Source organism: Parvibaculum sp. (genome assembly GCF_030651915.1).
Taxonomy (GTDB): Bacteria; Pseudomonadota; Alphaproteobacteria; order Parvibaculales; family Parvibaculaceae; genus Parvibaculum.
Genome location: NZ_JAUSBV010000005.1, coordinates 226,692 through 249,431, shown reverse-complemented (window position 1 = coordinate 249,431; position 22,740 = coordinate 226,692). Strand labels below are relative to the sequence as shown.

At 62.1% G+C, this 22,740-nt stretch carries 22 protein-coding genes and 1 tRNA gene; 15 read left to right on the top strand and 8 right to left on the bottom strand.

Features of this window, described 5'->3' with window-relative positions:
• Window positions 1-134 precede the first annotated feature (134 nt).
• The gene (locus Q7V31_RS05565) at window positions 135-1,523 is read left to right on the top strand and encodes a dicarboxylate/amino acid:cation symporter (RefSeq protein WP_304732930.1); all 1,389 of its coding nucleotides are present in this window, start codon (window positions 135-137) and stop codon (window positions 1,521-1,523) included.
• 46 nt (window positions 1,524-1,569) lie between these two features.
• Here Q7V31_RS05565 and Q7V31_RS05560 read toward each other — a convergent pair whose 3' ends face one another.
• A complete protein-coding gene (locus tag Q7V31_RS05560; protein WP_304732928.1) occupies window positions 1,570-2,601 on the bottom strand; it encodes an LLM class flavin-dependent oxidoreductase in 1,032 nt (343 codons plus the stop codon).
• 157 nt (window positions 2,602-2,758) lie between these two features.
• Here Q7V31_RS05560 and Q7V31_RS05555 point away from each other — a divergent pair, with 157 nt between their 5' ends.
• Window positions 2,759-3,376 (top strand): PAS domain-containing protein, encoded by a 618-nt coding sequence (locus tag Q7V31_RS05555; protein ID WP_304732925.1) that lies wholly within the window; start codon window positions 2,759-2,761, stop codon window positions 3,374-3,376.
• Window positions 3,377-3,383: 7 nt separating this feature from the next.
• Here the strand turns inward: Q7V31_RS05555 and Q7V31_RS05550 are convergent, their stop codons facing one another.
• On the bottom strand, window positions 3,384-3,935 hold the full coding sequence (locus Q7V31_RS05550) for a PaaI family thioesterase (protein ID WP_304732923.1): 552 nt from the start codon (window positions 3,933-3,935) through the stop codon (window positions 3,384-3,386).
• Window positions 3,936-4,013: 78 nt separating this feature from the next.
• Between Q7V31_RS05550 and Q7V31_RS05545 the strand changes: the two genes are divergently transcribed.
• Together Q7V31_RS05545 and Q7V31_RS05540 are read left to right on the top strand one after the other, a co-directional pair.
• On the top strand, window positions 4,014-4,526 hold the full coding sequence (locus tag Q7V31_RS05545; RefSeq protein WP_304732921.1) for a PAS domain-containing protein: 513 nt from the start codon (window positions 4,014-4,016) through the stop codon (window positions 4,524-4,526).
• Window positions 4,527-4,601: 75 nt separating this feature from the next.
• Window positions 4,602-5,753, top strand: coding sequence for an acyl-CoA dehydrogenase family protein (locus Q7V31_RS05540; RefSeq protein WP_304732919.1), 1,152 nt, complete (start codon window positions 4,602-4,604; stop codon window positions 5,751-5,753).
• Here Q7V31_RS05540 and Q7V31_RS05535 read toward each other — a convergent pair.
• Window positions 5,719-6,366 (bottom strand): TetR/AcrR family transcriptional regulator, encoded by a 648-nt coding sequence (locus tag Q7V31_RS05535; protein ID WP_304732917.1) that lies wholly within the window; start codon window positions 6,364-6,366, stop codon window positions 5,719-5,721. The genes Q7V31_RS05540 and Q7V31_RS05535 overlap by 35 nt on opposite strands.
• A gap of 117 nt (window positions 6,367-6,483) precedes the next feature.
• On the opposite strand from Q7V31_RS05535, the gene Q7V31_RS05530 reads away from it, so the two are divergent.
• The 6 genes from Q7V31_RS05530 (at window position 6,484) to Q7V31_RS05505 (ending at window position 11,496) form a co-directional block, all read left to right on the top strand.
• A complete protein-coding gene (locus Q7V31_RS05530; RefSeq protein WP_304732915.1) occupies window positions 6,484-7,212 on the top strand; it encodes a CPBP family intramembrane glutamic endopeptidase in 729 nt (242 codons plus the stop codon).
• Window positions 7,213-7,312: 100 nt separating this feature from the next.
• Complete coding sequence (locus Q7V31_RS05525) at window positions 7,313-7,765, top strand: hypothetical protein (RefSeq protein ID WP_304732914.1); 453 nt, start codon at window positions 7,313-7,315, stop codon at window positions 7,763-7,765.
• 107 nt (window positions 7,766-7,872) lie between these two features.
• Complete coding sequence (locus tag Q7V31_RS05520; protein ID WP_304732912.1) at window positions 7,873-9,921, top strand: TonB-dependent receptor domain-containing protein; 2,049 nt, start codon at window positions 7,873-7,875, stop codon at window positions 9,919-9,921.
• Between the two features lie 82 nt (window positions 9,922-10,003).
• The gene (locus tag Q7V31_RS05515; RefSeq protein WP_304732911.1) at window positions 10,004-10,999 is read left to right on the top strand and encodes an alpha/beta hydrolase; all 996 of its coding nucleotides are present in this window, start codon (window positions 10,004-10,006) and stop codon (window positions 10,997-10,999) included.
• Between the two features lie 132 nt (window positions 11,000-11,131).
• On the top strand, window positions 11,132-11,275 hold the full coding sequence (locus Q7V31_RS05510) for a hypothetical protein (protein WP_304732909.1): 144 nt from the start codon (window positions 11,132-11,134) through the stop codon (window positions 11,273-11,275).
• Window positions 11,272-11,496 carry an Hsp20/alpha crystallin family protein gene (locus Q7V31_RS05505; RefSeq protein ID WP_370690644.1) on the top strand — a complete coding sequence of 75 codons (225 nt, stop codon included), beginning with the start codon at window positions 11,272-11,274 and terminating at the stop codon, window positions 11,494-11,496. Before Q7V31_RS05510 ends, Q7V31_RS05505 begins: the two co-directional genes overlap by 4 nt.
• Window positions 11,497-11,499: 3 nt before the next feature.
• On the opposite strand, the gene Q7V31_RS05500 is transcribed toward Q7V31_RS05505, so the two are convergent.
• The 4 genes from Q7V31_RS05500 to Q7V31_RS05485 all read right to left on the bottom strand — a co-directional run bounded on the left by Q7V31_RS05500 (window position 11,500) and on the right by Q7V31_RS05485 (window position 15,767).
• Complete coding sequence (locus tag Q7V31_RS05500; RefSeq protein ID WP_304732908.1) at window positions 11,500-14,010, bottom strand: patatin-like protein; 2,511 nt, start codon at window positions 14,008-14,010, stop codon at window positions 11,500-11,502.
• A 320-nt stretch (window positions 14,011-14,330) separates the two neighbouring features.
• Window positions 14,331-14,406 (bottom strand) — tRNA-Val (locus tag Q7V31_RS05495).
• Between the two features lie 37 nt (window positions 14,407-14,443).
• Window positions 14,444-15,130: an HAD-IA family hydrolase gene (locus Q7V31_RS05490; RefSeq protein ID WP_304732906.1), complete on the bottom strand. Its 687-nt coding sequence runs from the start codon at window positions 15,128-15,130 to the stop codon at window positions 14,444-14,446.
• Between the two features lie 43 nt (window positions 15,131-15,173).
• Entirely contained in the window at window positions 15,174-15,767 is a 594-nt protein-coding gene (locus tag Q7V31_RS05485) for a GNAT family N-acetyltransferase (protein ID WP_304732905.1), read from the bottom strand.
• A 105-nt stretch (window positions 15,768-15,872) separates the two neighbouring features.
• Here Q7V31_RS05485 and Q7V31_RS05480 point away from each other — a divergent pair, with 105 nt between their 5' ends.
• Complete coding sequence (locus Q7V31_RS05480; protein ID WP_304732903.1) at window positions 15,873-16,364, top strand: GNAT family N-acetyltransferase; 492 nt, start codon at window positions 15,873-15,875, stop codon at window positions 16,362-16,364.
• A gap of 1 nt (window position 16,365) precedes the next feature.
• Here the strand turns inward: Q7V31_RS05480 and Q7V31_RS05475 are convergent, their stop codons facing one another.
• The gene (locus tag Q7V31_RS05475; RefSeq protein ID WP_304732902.1) at window positions 16,366-17,508 is read right to left on the bottom strand and encodes a M14 family metallopeptidase; all 1,143 of its coding nucleotides are present in this window, start codon (window positions 17,506-17,508) and stop codon (window positions 16,366-16,368) included.
• A 96-nt stretch (window positions 17,509-17,604) separates the two neighbouring features.
• Here Q7V31_RS05475 and Q7V31_RS05470 point away from each other — a divergent pair, with 96 nt between their 5' ends.
• From Q7V31_RS05470 to Q7V31_RS05455, 4 genes are all read left to right on the top strand, one after another.
• Window positions 17,605-19,065 carry an NAD-dependent succinate-semialdehyde dehydrogenase gene (locus Q7V31_RS05470; RefSeq protein WP_304732900.1) on the top strand — a complete coding sequence of 487 codons (1,461 nt, stop codon included), beginning with the start codon at window positions 17,605-17,607 and terminating at the stop codon, window positions 19,063-19,065.
• Window positions 19,066-19,068: 3 nt separating this feature from the next.
• Window positions 19,069-19,767, top strand: coding sequence for a ribose-5-phosphate isomerase RpiA (gene rpiA / locus Q7V31_RS05465; protein WP_304732898.1), 699 nt, complete (start codon window positions 19,069-19,071; stop codon window positions 19,765-19,767).
• A gap of 17 nt (window positions 19,768-19,784) precedes the next feature.
• Entirely contained in the window at window positions 19,785-21,173 is a 1,389-nt protein-coding gene (gene gor / locus Q7V31_RS05460; protein WP_304732897.1) for a glutathione-disulfide reductase, read from the top strand.
• Window positions 21,174-21,338: 165 nt separating this feature from the next.
• Window positions 21,339-22,733 carry a class II 3-deoxy-7-phosphoheptulonate synthase gene (locus tag Q7V31_RS05455; protein WP_304732895.1) on the top strand — a complete coding sequence of 465 codons (1,395 nt, stop codon included), beginning with the start codon at window positions 21,339-21,341 and terminating at the stop codon, window positions 22,731-22,733.
• The last annotated feature ends 7 nt before the right edge of the window (window positions 22,734-22,740 follow it).

Below are 22,740 nucleotides of genomic sequence, written 5' to 3'. Positions count from 1 at the left end.
GTGCCTTTCCCGCGTCATTTTTTTTGTTCAAAAACTGAGAGTGCCTATGCTAGGCCAGCGCCGGGATATCGGCCAGCCGATCCCGTATGGCGTTGCATCGGTATTTGAATAATCAACGAGAGAGCGCGGACATAATGACGGACATTGCCGGTACGCCGGATCCCGCACAAACGATTCGCGTTCAACGGCAACGGCTCCGTCTGCGAGCCTGGGTCAAGAGCCGCCTCTGGGCGCAGGTCGTGGCGGGCATGCTGGCCGGGCTTGGCGTTGGCGTCGTGCTGAGTCCCGATGTGGGTTTGCTGACCCCGTCCGTCGCGGAGAATCTCGGCAGATGGCTTGCCTTGCCGGCCCAGATATTCCTTGGCTTGATCGCGATGGTTCTTGTCCCCCTGATTTTTGCTTCGATCGTCGGTGGCCTGACAGGCGCGCGCTCTGGCGCCGATCTCAAGGCCATCGGTTTGCGCTTCGCGATTTTCGTCATCCTGACCACTGTGGCGGCGGCTACAACCGGCGTCGTGCTCGCAAACTGGCTGAAGCCGGGCGCGCAAATCGCATCGACGGCAGCCGCCGGGATGGATGGCGCGCATTCGGGCGGCAACGAGGTGGCCGACGGTGGAGGCGCTGATGATGCGAAGGAGGCGGTCGCCAATGCATTTTCCGGCATGAAAGGCCCGGACATCATTGCCAGTCTTTTGCCGGTCAACCCGACGGCGTCGATCGCGCAGGGCGACATGCTGGCTGTTGTGGTTCTTGCCCTACTGCTCGGTCTGGCCGCGTCTCAGGTAGAGCGGTCAAAAGTCGAACCGTTTCTGCAACTTCTTGATGCGCTTCTCTCCGTGTCGATGACGATCGTCAAGTGGGCGATGTTCCTCGCGCCTTTCGCCGTCTTTGGACTGATGGCACAACTCGTCATGCGCATCGGTCTGGAGACGCTTGTCGGTCTGTCAGCCTATGTGGGCACCGTCCTGCTTGGGCTTGCCGTGTTGATGTTCCTCTATCTCCTCATCGTCGCGGTCGCCGGACGAATTTCGCCGGTTCACTTTCTCAGAATCTCCGGCGGGACCCTGCTTCTGGCTTTCTCGACGTCGAGTTCCTCGGCGATCATGCCCATGAGCATGGCAACGGCACAGCGTTTGGGCGTCCCGGCACCGGTAAGAAACCTCGTCATTCCGCTCGGCGCGACGATGAACATGGCCGGTACAGCACTCTACCAGAGCGTCGCGATTCTGTTTTTGGCGCAAATGGCAGGTATCGATCTCGGCATGTCGCAGACGATCCTGCTTGTGGCAACTCTGGTGGCGGCATCGATCGGTGCGCCCGGAACGCCTGGCGTCAGTATTGCGATCCTGATGAGCGTCGCCGCCACCTACGGCATTCCGCTCGAGGGCATGGTAATTGTGCTCGGGGTCGACCGGCTGCTCGATATGTCGCGAACGACGGTCAATGTTTCCGGCGACCTCGTGGCTTGCGTTGTCTTGCGAAATTCGGCTGGTGTGCAGCTGGCTGCCGAGCAGCCGGGTTGAACGGCTTGTCGCATAGGAAACGAAAAGAGACCTGCATGTCTCGCCGTCATTCCGTCCGCATAATCTCCGCAAGAAGTTCGTAGGAACGGACCCGGTCCTTCTGGTCATAGGTAATCGTCAGGATGACGAAGTCGTCGACACCATAAGCCTCCCCCATCGCAAGCAGTCGCGCGCGAACTTGTTCCGGCGCGCCGGTGATGCCGCGCTGCTCGATGGCGCGCAGCATGGTTCGGTCCTGGTCGGTATAGGGATAGGCGAGCGCCTCTTCGATGGACGGGAAGGGTCCGGCGCGGTTCTGCAGAAGTTGCATCACCCAGAGATTGCGTGAGGCGCAAATCCGCCTGGCCTCTTCCTCCGTTTCCGCCACCGTCACTGAAACGGCGAGCGCACCGCGCGGACTTGCCAGATGCCGTGAGGCGCGAAAGTTGCTTCGGTAGAGCGCCAGCGGTTGAGTGCCCGCGTCCTGATTGATGAAATGGGCAAAGCAGTAGGCCATGCCGAATTGCGCCGCGATAACCGCGCCGTCGCCGCCCGAGCCCAGCATCCAGAGGTCGGGCATCCCCGGTCCGCGAGGTGTGGCGTGGAGGCCGGTGTAAGGATGGTCGGCCGGGAATCCGCCCATTTCGCCGGCGAGGCCCTGCGAATCCTCCAGAAACTGCGTCAGCAGTTCGACTTGCTGTGGGAAAACACCGACATCATAGGCTTGCGGGCCCGGTTGCAGCGCACGCGCCGTGCGCATGTCCCCACCCGGCGCGCGGCCGAGACCAAGATCGATGCGGTCCGGATAGAGTGTCTCAAGCACTCGAAAACATTCAGCCACCTTGAGCGGACTGTAATGCGGCAGCATCACGCCGCCCGAGCCGACGCGGATGTGCGATGTCGCGCTCGCAACCGCGCCGATCAGCACCTCAGGCGCCGAGCCCGCGAAGGACGAGGTGTTGTGGTGTTCCGCCAGCCAGTAGCGGCTGTAGCCAAACCGTTCGACGTGGCGTGCAAGGTCGATCGTGTTGGCGATGGCCTCGGCCGCCGTGCCCCCTTGGCGGATCGGCGATTGGTCGAGAACGCTCAACGTGACCATGGGAGAATTATCCTTGCGCTGCGGATTCGATCGGGAATACGGCTTTAGTCCCCGAGTTTGTAACAGGGCGCGCCCGCTTGCCAAACGGAAACCGGCTGATTCGCGGCTGCCTGGTGAACACCTCTTGTTAAAGCAGCGTTAATGCCGGGGCCGCATCATGCAAGAGGACGGAATTGAGCGCGAAGCCGACCCGTGGAAGGGAATCGCATTCATGTCAACCGTGGAGGAAATGATCGAAGCCGCCCGCGCAACGACGACGCGGTTCATACGGCTGTCCGCGCTTGATGATCCGATGACGAAGTTTATGTTGGACTACTGGACGGCAAAGAAAGGCGATCGGCTGATGCCGGCACCGACGGACATGAATCTCGGTGACTTCGCGCGCCACGCATCTAAGATCTTCATGATCCAGGTCGACCATGAACCCTTCGACCTGTCATTCCGGCTTGTCGGCGAAGAGGTGATTTCCAACTTCGGCTTCAATCCGAAAGGCCGGTCACTACTTTCGCTCGATCGGGAATTGCCGGGGCTCGGCACGCTCTTGCACGAATTTTACAAGTGGATGGTGTCGGTGCGCAGGCCTGTCGGAGCCGGTGGAACGCAGGACCTAGTCGACAAGAGTTACAACAATTACGAGGCAATATACCTGCCCTTGTCGCAAGACGGAGAACGGGTTGACCGGATTCTTGCCGCGACCGTCTACTATCAAAATGCAAAGAGCGTGAACCAACGAACTGTGACCACGCTGCCGCGCTTTTCGTCGAGCGTGTCCTGACTTCACATCAGTTCGAGAGTGGCCGTTTCTTCACGCGCTTTACGATGCCAGAAAAATTCAGAAGAATTCGCTCCTCGGCGCCGTGACCGGTGAAAACCTGCCCGCGCAGAAAAACCATGCTCCCCGTATTGCGCACGATATCGCCGCGCGCCTCGACGAATTCGCCGGCGCCAGCCGCTGCCGTGAATTCGCCATTGAGCGAAAGCGTGACCGAGGGTCCCTGAAGGACCGAACGGCCAATGGCGAAGAGCGAGAAATCGGCAAAAGTCAGTAATAGCCCGCCATGCAGAAAACCGCCGCCATTACAGTGATGCGGCTTGGCCTCGAAGGCGCTGGTGATGCGCCCGTCCTCGTGCTGTCGGAAGTAAAATGGTCCTGCATGGTCCTCGAACGGGTCATGACCTTCCCATGTCTCATAACCGGACAGCCGGCTGCTTGCCTCGATATTCATGGATGAAACCATATGCTGTGAATTTCGGATGCGTGTTTCTAGCAGGAAGGCGGTGTATCGCAAAAACGCATCTTTTCCACAACGTCCGAATGGGCATTCATGTTCCATTAGTAGCTTGCAGGCATTCTGGTCACGGGCGCTGCGGAAGCGGCATGCAGGCAGAGCGCGGGCGAAATGGCACAATTAATGAGCGATCACCCGAGTGTCATCGATTTGTCTGGTGCGGAGACGGTGGCGTTTCGCCGCCTGAAAGATATGAAAGAGCCGCTCTGCATTCACATGCTCGAATACTGGAAGAGCGTACGGGGCACGCGCGCCATGCCGCGGCCTGATGAAATGGACCCGATAAAATTTGCCCGCTTCATGCCAAATCTGCTGATGCTGCAGGTCAACTGGGATCCTTTCGATCTGACCTATCGGCTGCTGGGCGAAGATATTGTCGCCGCTCATGGCGCCAATTTCCGCGGTCGCCGTGTGCTTGATGTCGATGAACACAAGCAAGGCTTCGGTTCGATCCTCCATGACTTCTACAAATTCGTGGCCGAAGCCGGTCGGCCTTACGCCGCTGCGGGCAGTTTGGAATATATGGGCCGGGGCGCGGTGACTTTCGAAGGTGTCTATATGCCGCTCTCCATCGACGGCGAACGTACGGACCGTATCCTCGGCGCGTCGGTCGCGCGTCCCGTTGCCGGAGCCTGAACAACCGCAGGTTTTGACCGCACCGCCTCGAATGGCCTAAATTCCCGCAGCCTTTCACTGACCAGCGGGAATCCCATGGCCCTCGACGCCGAAACACGCGAACAGCTCATTTCCTCCGTCCGCCGCTTTGTCGACGAGCGCCTGCGTCCGATCGAGGACAAGGTATCGGAAACCGACCATGTGCCGGAGGAGATCGTGCAGGAAATGCGCGATCTCGGCCTCTTCGGTATTTCGGTGCCGGTCGAATATGGCGGCCTCGGCCTCACCATGGAGGAAGAGTGCCTGCTGATGTTCGAGCTCGGCCGCACCTCGCCGGCCTTCCGTTCGGTCATCGGCACCAATGTCGGCATCGGCAGCCAGGGCATCGTCATGCATGGCCGCCAGGACCAGAAGGAATACTGGCTGCCGAAGATCGCCAGCGGCGAGGTCATCGTCAGCTTTGCGTTGACGGAGCCGGAAGCGGGCTCCGATGCCGCCTCGCTGAGGGCGACCGCGATCCGCGACGGCGATCACTACATCGTCAACGGTACCAAGCGCTACATCACCAATGCCAACAAGGCCCATGCCTTCACCCTGATGGCGCGCACCGACCCGAAGATGCCGGGCGCGAAGGGCGTCTCGGCCTTCGTCGTGCCGCGCGACATTCCGGGCATCCATGTCGGCAAGCCCGAAAAGAAGATGGGCCAGCAGGGCGCGCATATCTGTGATGTCGTCTTCGAAGATGCGCGCATCCCGGCCGATTGTCTGCTGGGCGAGGAGGAGGGCAAGGGCTTCGTCACCGCCATGCAGGTGCTGGAGCGCGGACGCCTGCACATCTCGGCCGTCTGCATCGGCGTCGCCGACCGGCTGGTCGAGGATTCGGTAAAATATGCCGCCGAACGCAAGCAGTTCGGCGCCCCGATCGGCAATCTGCAGCTTGTGCAGGCGATGTTGGCGGATTCGAAGATGGAAGCCTATGCCGGCCGCTGCATGGTCATCGACGCCGCCCGCCGCCGCGATGCCGGCGAGGATGTCGCGACCGAAAGCTCCTGCTGCAAGCTCTTCTGCTCCGAAGCTGTCGGCCGCATCGCCGACCGCGCGGTGCAGGTGCATGGCGGCGCCGGCTATGTCGCCGACTACGGCATCGAGCGTTTCTATCGCGACGTCCGCATCTTCCGCATCTACGAAGGCACCAGCCAGGTGCAACAGGTCATCATCGCGCGGAACCTGCTGAAGGCGGTGAGCTGAGCGCCATCTCGCACATCGCGAGTTCCGTCAGGTGATCGGCGAAGGCTTGAGGCTCCATCGGCCGATTGCGTGCCGCGACGTAGCGATGCACCATGCTCTCGACAAGCGTCAGCGCCATATAGGCGCTGCGCTTCGGGTCCATACAGGTCTCACGCGGGAAGCCCTCGAGTAGCTCCTCCAGCGCCGTGCGCATCAGCACTTCGCCTTCCTCGAGCTTCCGGTTCACATGTGGCGGGCGCGGTGCTTCCTCGAAGATCACCCGGTGGAGATCCGGATCTTCCATATGAATGTCGAGCACGCAAGTGACGGCGGCGCGTACGCGCTCTTTCGGCGCCGCACCTTCGCTCGCCTGCAGCACCGCGCCAAGCAGTTCGATGGAACTCCCGATATGTCGCTCCATCAGCGCGACGAGCAGCGCTTCCTTGTTCGGAAAATATTGATAGATCGAACCGATGGAGACGCCCGCGCGCTCCGCGATCCGGTTGGTCGTCGCGCCCTTCGCTCCATACGTCCGGAAAATCTGAGCTGCCGCTTCGAGTATGGTGTCGACGGTCGCTTCGGAGCGGCGTTGAAGGGGCTTTCTGACGCGTTTTTTCGCTGGAGCTGCCGCCACGTTCTTTCTCCGCTAAACGCGAGTAGGGCGACCCGCGTTCTTTTTCTATTCTTCTCGTCATCTTGGCGGTGGGTCTTTTCGCCTGTCAATGCCACCGAATCCGTGAGGAAGGTAGTCATGCTCGAAGGAATGGATATTCTCTGGACCTACAACCTACGCATGGCACCGGGCCTCATCGCCTTCGTGCTCTGTCTGGTGCTCCTGCCGCGCGCCGCCATCGGAATCCGCATTGCGCTCTATATCGCGATCTTCATTCTGGTCCGAGACGCGATGACGCCCGTCGGCCTGTGGAGTTTCGACGACCTCCGGATTTCATTCTTCAACAGCCCGGCATTGCTCGCCACGCTCGGCATAGGCTCGGTCCTCGGCGTTGTCTGCATCGTCGCTGTCGAACGCGACATGCATCCGCTGCTCGTCTGGCGAAAGGGCTCGCTCGTCGAAGGCGCCGCCGTCGGCCTCGGTACCGGTCTCGTCATCGGTCTCGGCGCCATCTCGCTGTCGGGCTTCTCGCCCCTGCTGCCGGATTTTCCGCCCGGCTTCATCCTCGGCCTCGTCATCCTCGTTTATGGCGGCAATCTGCTGGAGGAAGTCCTCTTCCGCGGCTATCTGCAAGGCCGCCTCGAATCATACGTAACGCCGGTTCGCGCCGCTTTGCTGAGCGGTCTCATTTTCGCCGCCTGTCACTCATATCTGGCGATCACGGTCACCGATGCAGGTTGGCCGATCCTCGCTTTCACGGTGGTGGAGGGCATCGCCTGTGGTTTTGTCCGCATGCGCTACGGCATCTGGGCGGCGGTGCTGACGCATGGTACAGCGATCTTGCTTGTATCCATGCCGATGCTCTGACGCGGCCTCAATGCGTCACCGCGCCGCATATGTGGAAGCGGCGCCTGCTTTGACATGGCGAGCCCTGTGCCGATACTGACCGGAGAAAAGGGGATTTCGGGTGGTAGCTCGGCAACAGGCGCAGCAGCGAAGATCGACGGTTTTCCGGAAATCCGGCGGGCCCGCTCTCGCCGCCCGTCTGATCATCCTGCTGGCCGCCGTTTCAATTCTCCTGCCCGGTCTGTCCGGTGTCCTCGTCGCTCAGCAGCCGCATCAACTTGAGACCGGCATATTCGGCGACCGGATCGTCATATGTACGGGCAGCGGTCTGAAGGTCATTCGACTGGATGAGAACGGCGCCGCCGATCCTTCCGATGAAGGCACCTACAATATTGCGCCGGGTCTCTGCGCACCCCTTGCAACACTGGCTCTGGCGGCGTTTCGCGACGATCTATTCGTTCAGCTCCGGCGGCCCTGCGCGCCTGATCTGCCCTGTCCGACGGTGGAAGTTTTCTCGTCGTATACCGCAGATCACCCACCGTCGCCGCCAAGGGGGCCACCTGTCTTTTCCTGAAATTGCTTTCCCTCTCTTTTCAGGTCAAACAGGAAAATACAATGTCACCCAATTGCTTCCTTGCGGGGCGGCGCGCTCTTCTGCGTGCCACCACGGCATCGGCCGCCTTGGCCGTCGCCTTCACGATTTCGACACCGGTCAGCGCTGACAACGAAACGCATTCGATCCCTCACGCGCCAGAAGTTCTGGTTGAGGCATCGGCCGAACCCGAACCCGCGCAACAGGTCGTAACGCCTGATATGATCAACGCATCGCCGGCGCGCGACGCAGGTGAATTCCTTGCACGGTTGCGCGGTGTTTCTGCCGGACGCATGGGCGGCCACGGCTCGGAAATTTCCATTCGCGGTCAATCCGAAGACCGCATCGCCGTCATCGGCGACGGCGCCTATGTGTTTGGGGCGTGTCCGAACCGCATGGACCCGCCGAGTTCGGCCATGCTCTTGATGTCCGGCGATCGTATAACGATACGTCGCGGCTATCAGTCGGTGCTCGACGGCCCGCCGGCGCCTGCGGGAACCATCCGTATGGAACGCGCCGATCCGGCAAGTATGGCCGCCGGGTTCTCGGGTCGAATCGAGAGTGGAATCGAATCGAACGGTGCGCAGCGCTTCGCGACCATGCAGGCGCGCGGCGTGGCGGAAGACGGCTATGTGCGCGCCTTTGCGACGGCACGCCGGGCCGGGAACTACAAGGACGGCGATGGTCGTGAAGTGCGTTCCGCCTTTGAACAATATGGTGGCGGAGCCGAGGCGGGCTGGCGCTACGGCGCGGGGTCGGTGTTGTCCGCTTCCGTAGAGACGGATCGCATCGAGGATACGCTTTTTGCAGGTGCGGGCATGGACTCGCCGTGGACGGCAACCGACACCTACCGTCTGGCACTAGATCACAACGTCGAGGGGCAGGGTGCGCTTCGTCGTATCAAGGCGAGCATCTATGGCTCGTTCGTCGATCACGTCATGGACAACTATTCGCTGCGCACGCCACCCGCTATGGTCATGCGGACAGATGCGGAGTCGAATACCATGGGTGGCCGGTTCGCCGGCGAGCTTTCCTTTTCTGCGACGATGCTGACACTTGGTGTCGATCACAGGTCCAGCGATCGCGATGCTGTCTCGCGCATGTCGATGGGCGTCATCCCGCCGACATCGATTTCGGGCTATACGTGGCCGGACGTCGAAATTCGGGATACCGGCATTTTTGCCGAAAGCGAGACGTCGCTCACGGAGAGGATCGCATTGACGGCCGGTGCGCGTGTCGACCTCGTGGCAGTCACTGCGGGAAAAGCGGACCTTTTGCCGGCCGGCATGGGTGCGCTTACGGCGCGACAACTCTATGCCGCCTATTATGGCGTCAGCGATACGGATCGAAACGAGACCAATCTCAGCGGCCTATTGCGCGTAACGCATGACTTTGGATCCTTCGCCGGCTGGCTCGGCGTTAGTCGGGCGGTACGCACCGCCGATGCAACTGAACGCGGCATCGCGCGCGCCTCGGGAGCGAACAGCTGGGTCGGCAATCCCGGATTGCAGCCTGAGAAGCATCATCAGATCGATCTCGGCATTGAGATGCGGCGCACCCGCTGGAGTGCTTCAGCAGGTGTCTGGCACGATAACGTGTCCGATTTCATCAGCCGCGACACGGCGCGCGGTCAGCCAGGCGTGCTCCTGGCAAATGGTGCAAGTATCTTCCGCAATGTCGATGCGGAGCTGACGGGCTTTGATCTGGAGAGCGTCTGGAACTTCGCGCCCGGCTGGCGGCTGGGCGGGGACGCGACCTACACCTACGGGCGGAACGTGACGGATGAAAGGCCGCTTTATCAGATACCGCCTTTGGAGGGTACTTTTGAACTCGCCTATGAAGTGCCCGAATGGAGTGCGGGCATAAGGACACGCTGGGCCGTGAAGCAGACACGCGCCGACACGAATCCGTTGGCGGGTTCGGGGCTCGATGTCCGCGAGACGCCGGGCTACGCGGTCGTCGACCTGTTTGCCAGCCGGAGGATTCTTGGGGCCTTGGAATTACGCGGCGGTGTTGCCAACCTCTTGGATGCAACCTATGCGTCCCATCTGAGCCGATCCAACGGGTTTGACCCGGCTGTGGTTCAGGTCAACGAGCCTGGTCGTTCGTTCTACATCCAGGCAAGTCTGGACTTCTGACGCGATGGGCGGGGAGGCGCGAAGTGTCTCCCCGCCGCTACGCAGCCTCGATGGCGGCGCATTGTTGCGATAGGCTCGCTGCATGTTGCGGTTCTTCGCGGTATTCCTGTTCATTCTTGCTGCCCCGGCCTGCGCCCCGCGCCAGATGACGGTGGGCGACGCCGCGTTCGCGCCGCGCCTGGAGCATGGTTCGTCTGTGACAGCAGCGGTGATGACCGATGGGGCGCGGCTTCCCGTTCTGTCTTTTGAGCCTGAGAATCCGCGCGCCGTCATGATCGGTCTGCACGGCTTCAACGATTACGCCAATGCCTTTGCAGAGCCGGGCCCCGGCGCTTGGTTTGCTGAGCGCGGTGTCGCATTTTATGCCTATGACCAGCGCGGCTTTGGCCGCGCGCCGGGGCACGGGCGCTGGGCTGGAGACCAGCATATGGCACAGGACCTCGCCGTGGTCGTATCGCTTGTGCGCCAGCGGCACTCGGGTATGCCGGTTTATCTGCTTGGCGAGAGCATGGGCGGCGCGGTTGCAATGCGCGCCATGACGCTGCCGGAAGCACCGGCGGTCGATGGCTTGATCCTGGCCGCACCGGCGGTCTGGGGCTGGCAGACGATGAACCCGTTCTATGCGGCGGTGCTCCGAGTCGCGGCCCACACTGTGCCATCCGGCCGTCTCACTGGACGGGGGCTCGACATCTGGCCGTCGGACAACATCGAAATGCTCCGGGCGCTCGCCGACGATCCGCAGGTGATCAAGGAAACGCGGATCGATGCGGTCTACGGGCTGGTTGGCCTGATGGACCGGGCCTACGAGGCGTCCGGCAATCTGGGGGTGCCGGTTCTGCTCCTCTATGGCGTGCGCGACGAGTTGGTGCCGTCCGGGCCAACAGCCGCAGTCCTGGACGCTATGCGCGGTGGTGGCGTGCCTGTCACGGCGCTCTGCTATCCCGACGGCTGGCACATGCTTCTCCGCGACCTGCAGCGCGAAACGGTCTGGGGCGATATCGCAGCCTGGATCGAGGGCGAGGAGCTTCCGTCGAGCCGCCGCGACCTGCGGCCCTGCGGCGCATTTGCACAAGATTGAGAGCATCCCAAATCTGTTGCGGGCGGGATTGATATCCGCCCGTTCCGTCCGTTCTTTTTGTTGGTCGAAGCCGGGAGGACAGAATGACCAATCAAGTCACGAAATCGAACGACAGAGGCCGCAGCTTGCTTTTTGCCGGCGCTCGACCTCCTCGGGGACAACCAAATCGTCCGGCAGATCGATCTTCACGAAACTGACAAGGCCTGGACGTTGGCGGCCGACCTGCCGGGCATCGACGAGAAGGACATCGACCTCAGCTCCATGATGGTGCGCTGACGCTGAAGGGCGAAAAGCGTTACGAAAAGGAAAGCGGCGACGCGGATGCCCGGGTGGTTGAGCGCCACTACCGGCGTTTGGAGCGCTCGTTCACCCTGCCCTCGGCAGTCGACGTGGCAAGGATCGATGCGAAGTTCGACAAGGGCGTGTCGAAGGCGACGCTGCCGAAAAATCCCGACGCCGCAACACCCGGCCGCCGAATTTCGATCGGCAAGGGCTGATGTTCAGGCGCGCTGCGGCACGGCCGGACGGCCATTGTCGTCGATTTCGTCCGGCGCCCGCGCCTCGGTGTCCGGCGCCGCCGTTTTTTTGGTCGTCTCGCCGAAGCGGATTCCGATCTCGCGTTCGAGATCGTCGAAGAGATCCGGAATGTTCGCGAGAAAGGGCCGTTCGGCCTTGAGGATCGAGCGGAACATTCGCGCCTTGAGCTGGTCGAGGTCGAGACCGGATGCATGGATGGCGGCAGGCGCGGAGCTTGCCACAATATCGACCAGCCGGTCGGCGGCGTGCAACCGGCCCCACAGATAGTCGTTCTCGCGCGCCCGGCGGCTGAAAAACGCGGCAAAATAGCCGAGATCGCGTCCCATCAGCGTCGCCGGCGCGCCGCCTTCGCGCAGTGCCTTGGCGTCCTCAGGGCTGATGCGGTCGACCAGTACAGTGTCCACATCGTCGAGATCCTGCCACTTGTTGAGCGACAGCGTCAGCACATCGAAGAAGGGAAATCCGACATAGGCCTGCACCAGCTCTGTCCGCGCCGCGGGCGGCAGGCAGGCGTTTGCCATCTGCGCAAAGGATTCGTCGGTCTCGCCGTCGAGGCCGACAAGATCGAGTTGCGAGGCGACATAGCTGGCGAAATGATCGATCTGCTGCGACTCGGCCAGCCCCCCCTCGTAAATCGCCTTGCAGATCGCGCGCACATCCGGTGTGCGGAGCCGCGCTGCTGATTCCGATTGCAGGCGTTCAAGGCTCATGTAAAGGCTGGCCTTGAAATCGTCGAGCGCGTCGGGGTCGCATTCCGCGCCATCGGGCTCGCCGTTGCGGGCATAAAGTTCGTTGAGGCGGCGGATGACGAAGCGCAGCCGCCGGACTCGGAAATTGATGTCGAATTCGCGCAGGAACCGCACCCAGGCATCCTGCTTGCTCGGCTCGGCGCCTTCACCGGCATGTTGCGACCACAGCACCGGAAAGATATTGCGCTGCTTGGCCCATGCTTCGACGGCGCGCGACAGCGCCAGCCGGTCGCTCGGATGGTGCACGGCTTCCGAAAGCCGGGCAATCACATCGGTGATCTGGTCCAGCACCGAGCTGACCTTGAGCTGGATATAGGCGTCATAAGCATAGCCGGCCTCGATCGCCGATTGTGCATTGGCCTTGTTGCGCAGTTTGGCGAGCAGCGCCGGTGTCGGCGGCGCTTCGGCGTCGCCGTTGAACAATTGCCGCACACGTTCAGTCACATGCGGCCGCGTCGCCGAAACGATTTGCCGGTAGCGCCGCACCCGCTCGGAGAAGTCGTGCAGCGATTCAAGTTCGTCGCGCACTGGCTGGTTGCGCGGGATGTCGGACAGCGCGCCGCGAATGGTCTGGAAAAAGCCCGGCTTGGCGCCGCCAGCCTCGACATGGCCGCCTTTCGGATCGGGATCGATATAGACCACGCGCCTGTCGACCTCGCGATAGGCGGGGCGCCCGCGAATGGAGGCGATGGCTTCGGCAAAGGGCTTGTTGTTGAGCACGCTGCCGTCGATGAACGAAGCCTTCGCCGGATCGGAGCCCGCAGCGATCAGCGGCTTGAAGTTGTCGCGCAGAAACTGGTCGCGTGTCGGCCATTCCGCGCCGCGGGAGTCGAGCACCTTGTCGATTTCGCCGATCTGCACGGGCGGGAAGGCTCCGGGGAAGGACGAAGTGGCGCGCGCCGCAAAAACGAGCCCTGGAATGTGGTCGCGGTCGAAGTCGCTTTCGACGAGCCCGCTCGGGTGCCGGAAATAGCTGAACTTCAGTATGTGCCGGTGCTCGCGTTCGCGGATCGACGAGGGGCTGTGCAACGGGATGTTCTGGCTGTAACCGTGGAAATCCGTGACCGATGTCATCAGGTCGAGCCGGTGCCCGCCCGGAAGCAGCGATCCTGTCGACGGTGTGTTCTCCTCCATTGCCATGCAGGCGTCGAGCAGCATGCCGCTCATGATTTCGCCGGAGAAAGGCGGCTGGAACCAGCGCGAGCGTGTGAAGAGTTGCAGCTTCTGGCGCATTTCGACATCGGGCGCGAAGCGCGCGAGCCATCTGTCGGTGAAGCCCCAGAAGAGCGGTTTCATGAACAGCTTGTCCCAGCGCTTGGCGAGATGCGCCTCGTCCATCAGCGCCACGATGTCGGCCTGTTCGAGCCACATCTTGCGGTGCGAGTCCATCGGCAGGTCGTGCGCCAGCGCCCGTGCCAGCAGCACGCCGTTGATGCCGCCGGCCGATGCGCCGGCGATCGTATCGACGAAAATGCGCAGCTCGACCGTCTCGCCGATCGCCTGGATCAGTTCGAAATAGAGTTCCTCGGTGTCGGTTTCGCGCGCATCGCCGTGATCGATGTCGCTATAGGACGCCGAAGGCCGGTGCGAGCGGGCAAGGTCCTGATGGTAGACGCGCGAAGCACGCACGAGCTTCAGGATTTCCTTGGTCACGCCATGCATGTAGACGGCCAGCGAAACGCCGCCGTAGCAAACCAGCGCGAGCCTGAGTTCCTTTTCCTTCATCGCCCTTCCGCCCGTCGGACATTCCGGCGCCAATACGGCGGCGGGGTCTTGAGTGACAGTCTAGGGTTACACGTCCTCATGACCAATTAACGCTGTTGCGGGTCAATACCGTCCACTTATTAACAAAAATTAATTGTGGATCGTTGAATTGACGCGCCGTTGCCGGTTCATGCGGCATCGGCAATGGCGTCAGCCAAGCGCCCCTGGCGCAGGGCGCTGCGATCCATCTCCCGGGCACACATGCGACAGCCGCCGACGACATGGCCGAAGCGGGGTGATCCTCCGAGGGGTCGAAATGCGTTGGAAATCCGGGAAAATCATGGTGGGCGGTACTGGACTCGAACCAGTGACCCCTGCGATGTGAACACAGTGCTCTACCAACTGAGCTAACCGCCCCAAGGGTGCCCGTCTATAGGGCGGGAGCATTTTCCGGTCAAGCCCGGCCGAAATGAAGCGGCATCAGCGTCTTGAGCGCTTCCGGAAACGCGTCGAAATGGTCGATCACGAGATCGGCGCCGAGATCTGCCACCGGCACCCGCGTATAGCCGAAGCTGACACAGATTGACGGCAGACGTGCATTCTTTGCCGCCTCGATATCGGCCTCCGAGTCGCCAACCATCACCGCATGACCGGCATCGCCGCCGAGCCGCCGGATAGCCTCGAAGAGATGTTCGGGATCGGGCTTCTTCACCGGTAGCGTATCGCCGCCGATCACCACCGGAAAATAATGGTCGATGCCCAGCATCGCGAGAAGCTGGTGCGAAAGACGCTCGGGCTTGTTGGTGCAGACCGCCATCAGCGCCTTACGTTCCGCCAGGAGGTCAAGCTGGTTGCGCACCCCCGGCCACAGCTTCGTGTGGTCGGCGATGTGCCGGCTGTAATAGTCGATGAACTGCCGGAAGCTCAGGTCGAGAAGCGCCTCGTCGGCGGGCGCGCCCGTCTCGCGAAAACCGCGCTCCAACAACAACCGCGCGCCACCACCCACCAGGTGTCGCACCCGTTCTTGGGGTACGCCGTCGCGTCCGTGCATCTCGAGAATGACGTTCATCGTCGCGCACAGGTCCAGCGCCGTATCGGCCAGCGTGCCGTCGAGATCGAAGAGCAGGGTGGGGCGGGACATGATAATCCGGGCAAAGGGTGATCCGGCTTGTCTCGCATGCGTTTCAGGCGCTGGCAAGTCTCTCTTCGAGCCGTGATTTCACACCCGGCCATTCCTCGCGGATGATCGAGAAATAGACAGTATCGCGAATATGCCCGTCATGCAGCACCATGTGCCGGCGGAACACGCCTTCACGTGCCGCCCCGAGCTTGGCGATGGCGGCTTGCGACCGGGTATTGCGGGCGTCGGTCTTGAACTCGATCCGGTTGAGCCCGAGCGTTTCGAACCCGTGCGAGAGCAGGGCGAACTTGCACGCCGGGTTGACGCGACCGCCCCACGCAACGGGCGCATACCAGGTGCCGCCGATTTCGACACGCCGGTCCCGCGCGGCGATGTTGAGATACCGCGTCGAACCGACAAGGGTTCCGTCCGCCATGTCCCGGACGGCCCAGACGGCTTCCTTGTTTTCGCTGTTGAGGTTCAACGACCAGTCGAACCATTGGTCGAAGCCCATCCCCCGCCCGTCATAGGGCATATAGCGCCATATCTCCTCCGCGTCGGCGGCGGTCGCCAGCTCTGCCCGATGCGTTTCGGCAAGCGGTTCGAGCCGCACGGCGGCGCCTGTAAGCAGAACGGCGACGATTTCGGGGGCGGTCATCTTTGTGGCTCCGTCCGTTTCCGCGAGGGTTAAGCCTCTGGCCGGAATTTGGATAGGTCCATTTTACCCTTCGGAGCGGGTCCGGTTCTAGGTCATACTCTGGGCATGTCGGTTCTGACACGATACCAGACGCGGATGGCAGTGCCGGGACGGGACGAGCACAAGCTTGGCCGGTTGATCGTTGCATGTTGGCGCGAAGCCTATCCCGGCATTCTTCCCCAGCCCCTCCTCGATGGACTCAACGCCGATCGGGAAACCGGGAAGTGGCGCCAGAGCCTGCGGAACGGAATTGCATGGATTGCGGAACAATCGGGCGAGGCGGTGGGCGTTGGCCACATCCACGGCGCGGAGGTGACGACACTCTATGCGCGCCGCGCCGATCAGGGTATGGGCCTCGGCGCCGAACTCCTGTTTCGTCTCTTTGACGAGGTGACCTGTCTCGGTCGCCGCGAGGCCTTTCTGTGGGCACTGGAGGAAAATACAAACGCCCGCCGTTTTTATGAGCGCATGGGCGGCCGTCTTGTCGCCCGCCGGCCGGTTGGCTTCACCGGCTATCCGCACATCATGGAAGTTCGCTACGACTTCGCGCTGGATTGATTCAATCTGCCGCCCGCAGGCCTTCGCGCGCCCACTGGCCAAGACCCGCAAGCGTCGCCTCGTAACAACCCATCGCATTGGCGATGACGTTCTCCTGCCACGATTGCCGGCGCGGCGCGTAGTCGTCGCGGATTTCCTCGAAATAGCCGGGCGCCTCCGGTGCATCGAAGCCGCCAACGAATCGAAGCCAGCGCTCCAGCATCGGTACCCGCATCGCCTTCGCGGCATTGCCTTTCGTCTGCGCCGAACGAAATTCGACAACGGCACCGGCCAGTTCGGCCCGCGGGCCCAATTGCGCTTCAAGTCCCCAGAACATGATGCCGCACCGTGTCGGTCGTTTGGAACCCCACATCGCATCGATCGTTTTCGGGTCGAGCGTGTCGCGCCCCCACCACGAGGCGGCCCGCGAAAAGCCTGGAGCCTTGGGATCGGAAAAACAGAGATGGATCAGCTCGCCGTTCCCCGTCGGCCCGGAATGCCAGTCGATGAAACCGACGCGATGGGCAAGGGCGAGCTCGTCGCGCACAATGCGCCGTATTGTGAGGTTCGACCATTCAGGTGCCCGCCCGCCGAAATGATAACCGTCGGGATGCGTGTACTGCCCGCGGCTAATCGCATCTTCGAGCGCCCATTGGCCATGGCGTTCGACGAACCGAGCACCCGCCGCCAGCATTTTCTGGACCGCGGCATCGTCAATCCGTTCAGGACAAAGCAGCGGATGAAGCTCATCGTAAAGCGGATTGTCGGGATGCGGCTCACTGTGATCGAGAAAGTTGCGATTGAGATCGACATTGTTTTCAGTGCCGCGCAGACCCCATGCGAAACCGAACGGATTGACCGCATGCACCATCAGCACGGCGACGCCATGCGGCAGTCGCGCGGGCCCGCCTTCGCTGATCCAGGCCAGCTGCGCCGCCGACCCGCCATAGCCCTCCGCGCCATGTGTCCCGCATGTATTGAGCAGCACGGTTCCGGCATCCGCCGGACCGAACCACGCCGTATCGGTAAAAAGTGGCGTATCGCCGGGCCCCATGGCATGTGAATTTTCGTAGCTTGCGATACGCGCGCCTGCCGTATCCGCCGCCGCGAGAAAGCGTGCGCGGGCCTGCAAATAGGTTTCTGAAAAGAATGCGGTGGCCTGCATGCTGGGGGTTTTCTTCGGCCTCTTTCCGGCATGGATCCGGAGTGCTAACAAGGGACAAGGATATATCGTCGCGCTCATCATTCCAAAGGACTTCTTATGACGCTTGCAGCCCGTCTCAAGGACAAGAGCCTGCTGAAAAGCCTTTGCTACATCGATGGCAGGTGGCTGGGCGACGAAGCGCCGCAGATCGAAGTGAGAGATCCGGCGACCGGCGAGACGATCGTGACGGTGCCTTCGCTGGGCCAGGCCGAGACCCGCGCTGCAATTGGGGCGGCGGCGCGCGCGCAGAAGGAATGGGGCGCGCGGCCTGCCAAGGAACGTTCGGCGATCCTTCGGCGCTGGTTTGATCTGATGATGGCAAACCAGGACGATTTGGGAGCAATCCTGACGGCGGAGCAGGGCAAGCCGCTCGCCGAGGCAAAAGGCGAAATCGCCTATGCGGCCGCCTTTATCGAATTCTATGCCGAGGAAGCCAAGCGCGTTTACGGGAGCATCGTGCCGGCGCCGACATCCGATCGTCGCATCGTGGTGCTGAAACAGCCAATCGGTGTCTGCGCCGCCATCACGCCGTGGAACTTTCCAGCCGCGATGATCACGCGCAAGGCCGCACCGGCGCTTGCCGCCGGCTGCGCCATGGTCGTGAAGCCGGCAACCGCGACGCCGCTCTCGGCCTTCGCATTGGCTGAACTCGCACATCGCGCAGGGCTGCCGGCGGGTCTCCTCAGCGTCGTTACCGGCAAGGCTGGCGCCATTGGCGGCGAGATGACGTCGAACCCGTTGGTACGCAAGTTGACTTTCACCGGTTCGACCGAGATCGGCAAGGAGCTGATGAAACAGGCAGCGTCCACGGTCAAGAAGGTCGCGCTGGAACTTGGCGGCAACGCACCCTTCATCGTTTTCGACGACGCCGACATCGACGCGGCGGTCGAAGGGGCGGTCGCTTCGAAATACCGCAACACCGGCCAGACCTGCATCTGCACCAACCGCTTTCTGGTGCAGGACAAGGTGCATGATGCCTTTGTCGAGAAGCTTGCCGCGAAGGTCGCAGGTTTGAAAGTTGGTTCGGGCTTCGAGGATGGTGTAGCGCAAGGCCCGTTGATCGACATGGCCGCGGTCGAAAAGATCGAAGAGCATGTGGCGGACGCGGTCGCGGGCGGCGGGCGTATCGTCACCGGCGGCAATCGTCATGCGAAGGGCGGCACTTTTTTTGAGCCGACAGTCATTGTCGGCATGACGCCGGATATGAAGGCCGCCCGCGAGGAGACTTTCGGGCCGCTAGCGCCGGTCTTCCGCTTCAAGACCGAAGAGGAGGCGGTACGCCTTGCCAACGACACGCCGTTCGGCCTTGCCTCCTATTTCTACAGCCGCGATATCGGCCGCGTCTGGCGCATGGCCGAGGCGCTGGAATATGGGCTTGTCGGCGTCAATGCCGGCTTGATATCGACCGAAGTTGCGCCTTTCGGTGGTTACAAGGAGTCGGGACTCGGTCGCGAGGGCGGACCTTGGGGTATCGAGGAATTTCTCGAAGTGAAATATGTCGCAATGGCGGGGCTCTGACCGATGAATGCCGACGAACAGAAAAAGGCGGCGGCGGTCCGCGCGCTCGATTTCATCGAACCGGGCATGAAGCTCGGCCTTGGCACTGGCTCGACGGCGGAACATTTCGTCCGCGTGCTGGGCGAGCGGGTGAAGGAGGGTCTCCGTATTGTCGGCGTTCCGACCTCGGAGCGCACCGGCAAGCTTGCCGGGAGCCTCGGCATTCCGCTCACCAATCTCGACGACACGCCGCATCTTGATATCACGATCGATGGTGCCGATGAGCTCGACATCGAATTGCGCCTGATCAAGGGCGGCGGCGGCGCGCTGTTGCGCGAGAAAATCGTGGCGACGGCCTCCGACCGCATGATCGTCATAGCCGACGCTTCGAAACTGGTCACGACACTTGGCGCTTTCCCGCTTCCCGTCGAAGTCATCCCTTTTGGTTGCACGGCGACAGCGCGAAAAATGGCTGATGTCGCGAGCACCTTCGGCTGCACGGGCAAGATTGCCCGGCGCACGGACGAATACGGCGAACCGTTTTTCACCGACAGCGAAAACTTCATTTTCGATTGTACATTCGGGACGATTCCCGATCCCGACGGTCTTGCCGCGGCGCTCAACCGCATCGCCGGCGTCGTCGATAATGGATTGTTCATCGGTATCGCCAATTTGGCCATTGTTGGCACGCCCTCAGGCACCAATATCATCGAGGCGAAATAAGCCGTCGGGAGCGAACCATGGCCGGAAAATACGACTACGACCTTTTCGTCATCGGCGCGGGCTCGGGCGGTGTACGCGCCTCGCGCATTGCGGCCGGGCATGGTGCGAGGGTCGCGGTTGCGGAGGAGTATCGCGTCGGCGGCACCTGCGTCATTCGCGGCTGCGTGCCGAAAAAACTGCTGGTCTATGCGAGCCATTTCGCCGAGGACTTCGAGGAGGCAGCCGGCTTCGGCTGGACCGTCGGCGAGACGCGCTTCAGCTGGAAAAAGCTGATTGCCAACAAGGACCGGGAGATCGACCGTCTCAACGGCATCTATATCCGCAATCTGAAGAGCGCCGGCGTCGAGATCGTCGAGAGCCGTGCCGTGCTGAAAGATGCGCATACGGTCCATCTGGTCAAGGAAGCTCGCGACGTCACGGCCGACAAGATCCTGGTCGCAACAGGCGCCTGGCCGTTCATGCCGGCAATTCCCGGCATCGAACATGCGATCACCTCCAATGAGACCTTTCATCTGGCGGAGTTGCCGAAACGCATTGTGGTGGTTGGCGGCGGCTACATTGCGGTTGAGTTCGCAGGTATTTTCAACGGTCTCGGGGCGCAAACGACGCAGCTTTATCGCGGGCCGCTGTTCTTGCGTGGCTTCGATGACGATCTGCGCGAGATCCTTGCCCAGGAGATGGTGAAAAAGGGTGTCGATCTGCGGATGAATATCGATATCGCGAAGATCGAGAGGACGACTGTCGGCGCGCTCGCGCTGACATTGACCGATGGATCGGTGCACGAGACCGATGCGGTGATGTACGCGACTGGCCGGGCACCCAATACCGTGGGCCTCGGTCTCGAGACGGCTGGCGTCGCGCTCGGACCCAAGGGCGAGATTCTTGTCGACAAATTCTCGAAAACGAATATCGACAACATCTATGCGGTCGGCGATGTCACGGATCGCGCCAATCTGACGCCGGTGGCGATCCGCGAGGGCCAGGCCTTCGCCGAAACGGTCTTCAACGGCAACCCCGTCGCCGTCGATCATTCGGTGATCCCGACGGCCGTCTTCTCGCAGCCCGAAATGGGCACGGTCGGGCTGACCGAAGCCGAAGCCCGCGCGAAACACGGCGAGATCGACATCTACAAGACCAGCTTCCGTCCGATGAAGGGGACGCTCTCTGGCTCGGAGGAAAAGACCTTCATGAAGCTGGTCGTCGAGCCGCAGTCGCAGCGCGTGCTGGGCGTTCACATTCTGGGGCCGGCCTCCGGCGAAATCATCCAGGCGATCGGCATTGCCGTCACCATGGGCGCCACCAAGGCGCAGTTCGACGCCACCGTTGCGGTGCATCCGACGGCATCGGAGGAACTGGTGACGCTGAAGGAAAAATGGCAGCCGCCGGCAGCGCAGGCGGCGGATTAACCGCATTTCCCGGTCCTTGAGCGCAATCAAGGGCTTAGGCTTCCCTTTAGAGCCCTTGTGGCCTATAACTCCGCCTTCCATATGAGGAGTGCGTGGCAGCGGTGTAGGGCGATTGTGTCCGAAGGCCCGCGCGGCGCGCTCTTTTGTGCCTTTGGAGAGAAGACGATGGCGGAGACCTGGAAACCGGAGAGCTGGCGCGCCAAGCCCGCCAAGCATCTCCCGAGCTACCCGGATCAGGCGGCGCTTGCCGCCGTGGAAGAGCGCTTGCGCTCCTATCCGCCGCTCGTTTTTGCAGGTGAGGCCCGCAAGCTGAAGGCAGAGCTCGGCGAGGTCTGCGAGGGCCGTGCGTTCCTTCTGCAAGGTGGCGACTGCGCCGAGAGCTTTGCCGAATTCTCCGCCGACAACATCCGCGACACCTTCCGCGTGCTGCTGCAGATGGCGGTCGTGCTGACCTTCGCCGCCTCCTCGCCGGTCGTGAAGGTTGGCCGCATTGCCGGCCAGTTCGCGAAACCGCGTTCGTCGGCCACCGAGACCATCGACGGCGTGACGCTGCCGTCCTATCTTGGCGACAACATCAACGGCATCGAATTCGACGAGAAATCGCGCGTGCCCGATCCCGAGCGCCTGCTGCGCGCCTATTCGCAGTCGGCCTCGACGCTGAATCTGATCCGCGCCTTCGCCAATGGCGGCTACGCCGATCTCGATTTTGTGCATCGCTGGAACCTCGGTTTTGTCGCCGACAGCGCCGAAGGCGCCCGCTACGAAGAACTGGCGAACCGCATCACGGAAGCGCTCGACTTCATGCGCGCCTGCGGCGTCGACAGCGCGACGCAGCCGCAGCTTCACACGACCGAGTTCTATACCAGCCACGAGGCGCTGCTGCTCGGCTTCGAGCAGGCGATGACGCGCGTCGATTCGACCACCGGCGAGTGGTACGACACCTCGGCTCACATGCTCTGGATCGGCGACCGCACGCGTCAGCCCGATCACGGCCATGTCGAGTTCCTGCGCGGCGTGAAGAATCCAATCGGCATGAAATGCGGGCCTTCGCTCGACCCCGAAGAGCTGGTCCGTCTGACCGACATTCTCAACCCGAAAAATGAGGCCGGCCGGCTGACGCTGATCTGCCGCTTCGGCGCCGAGAATGTTGAAAAGCATCTGCCGCAGCTGATCCGCGCCGTCGAACGCGAAGGCAAAAAGGTTGTCTGGTCCTGCGACCCGATGCACGGCAACACGATCAAGGCCTCGTCCGGCTACAAGACACGGCCCGTCGATCGCATTCTTGCCGAGGTGCAGGCCTTCATGGCGGTGCACCGCGCCGAAGGTACACATGCGGGCGGCGTTCATTTCGAGATGACCGGCCAGAACGTCACCGAATGCATCGGCGGCGCGCAGGCGATCCTGGAAACGGATCTCGGCGACCGCTACCACACCCATTGCGACCCGCGGCTCAATGCCAGCCAGTCTCTGGAACTCTCCTTCCTGATTGCCGAAGGGCTGAAGAAGGAACGCATGGAAAATGCGCGCACCCAGCCCGCGACCGCGCTCGGCGCCTGGTGAGAGCGTT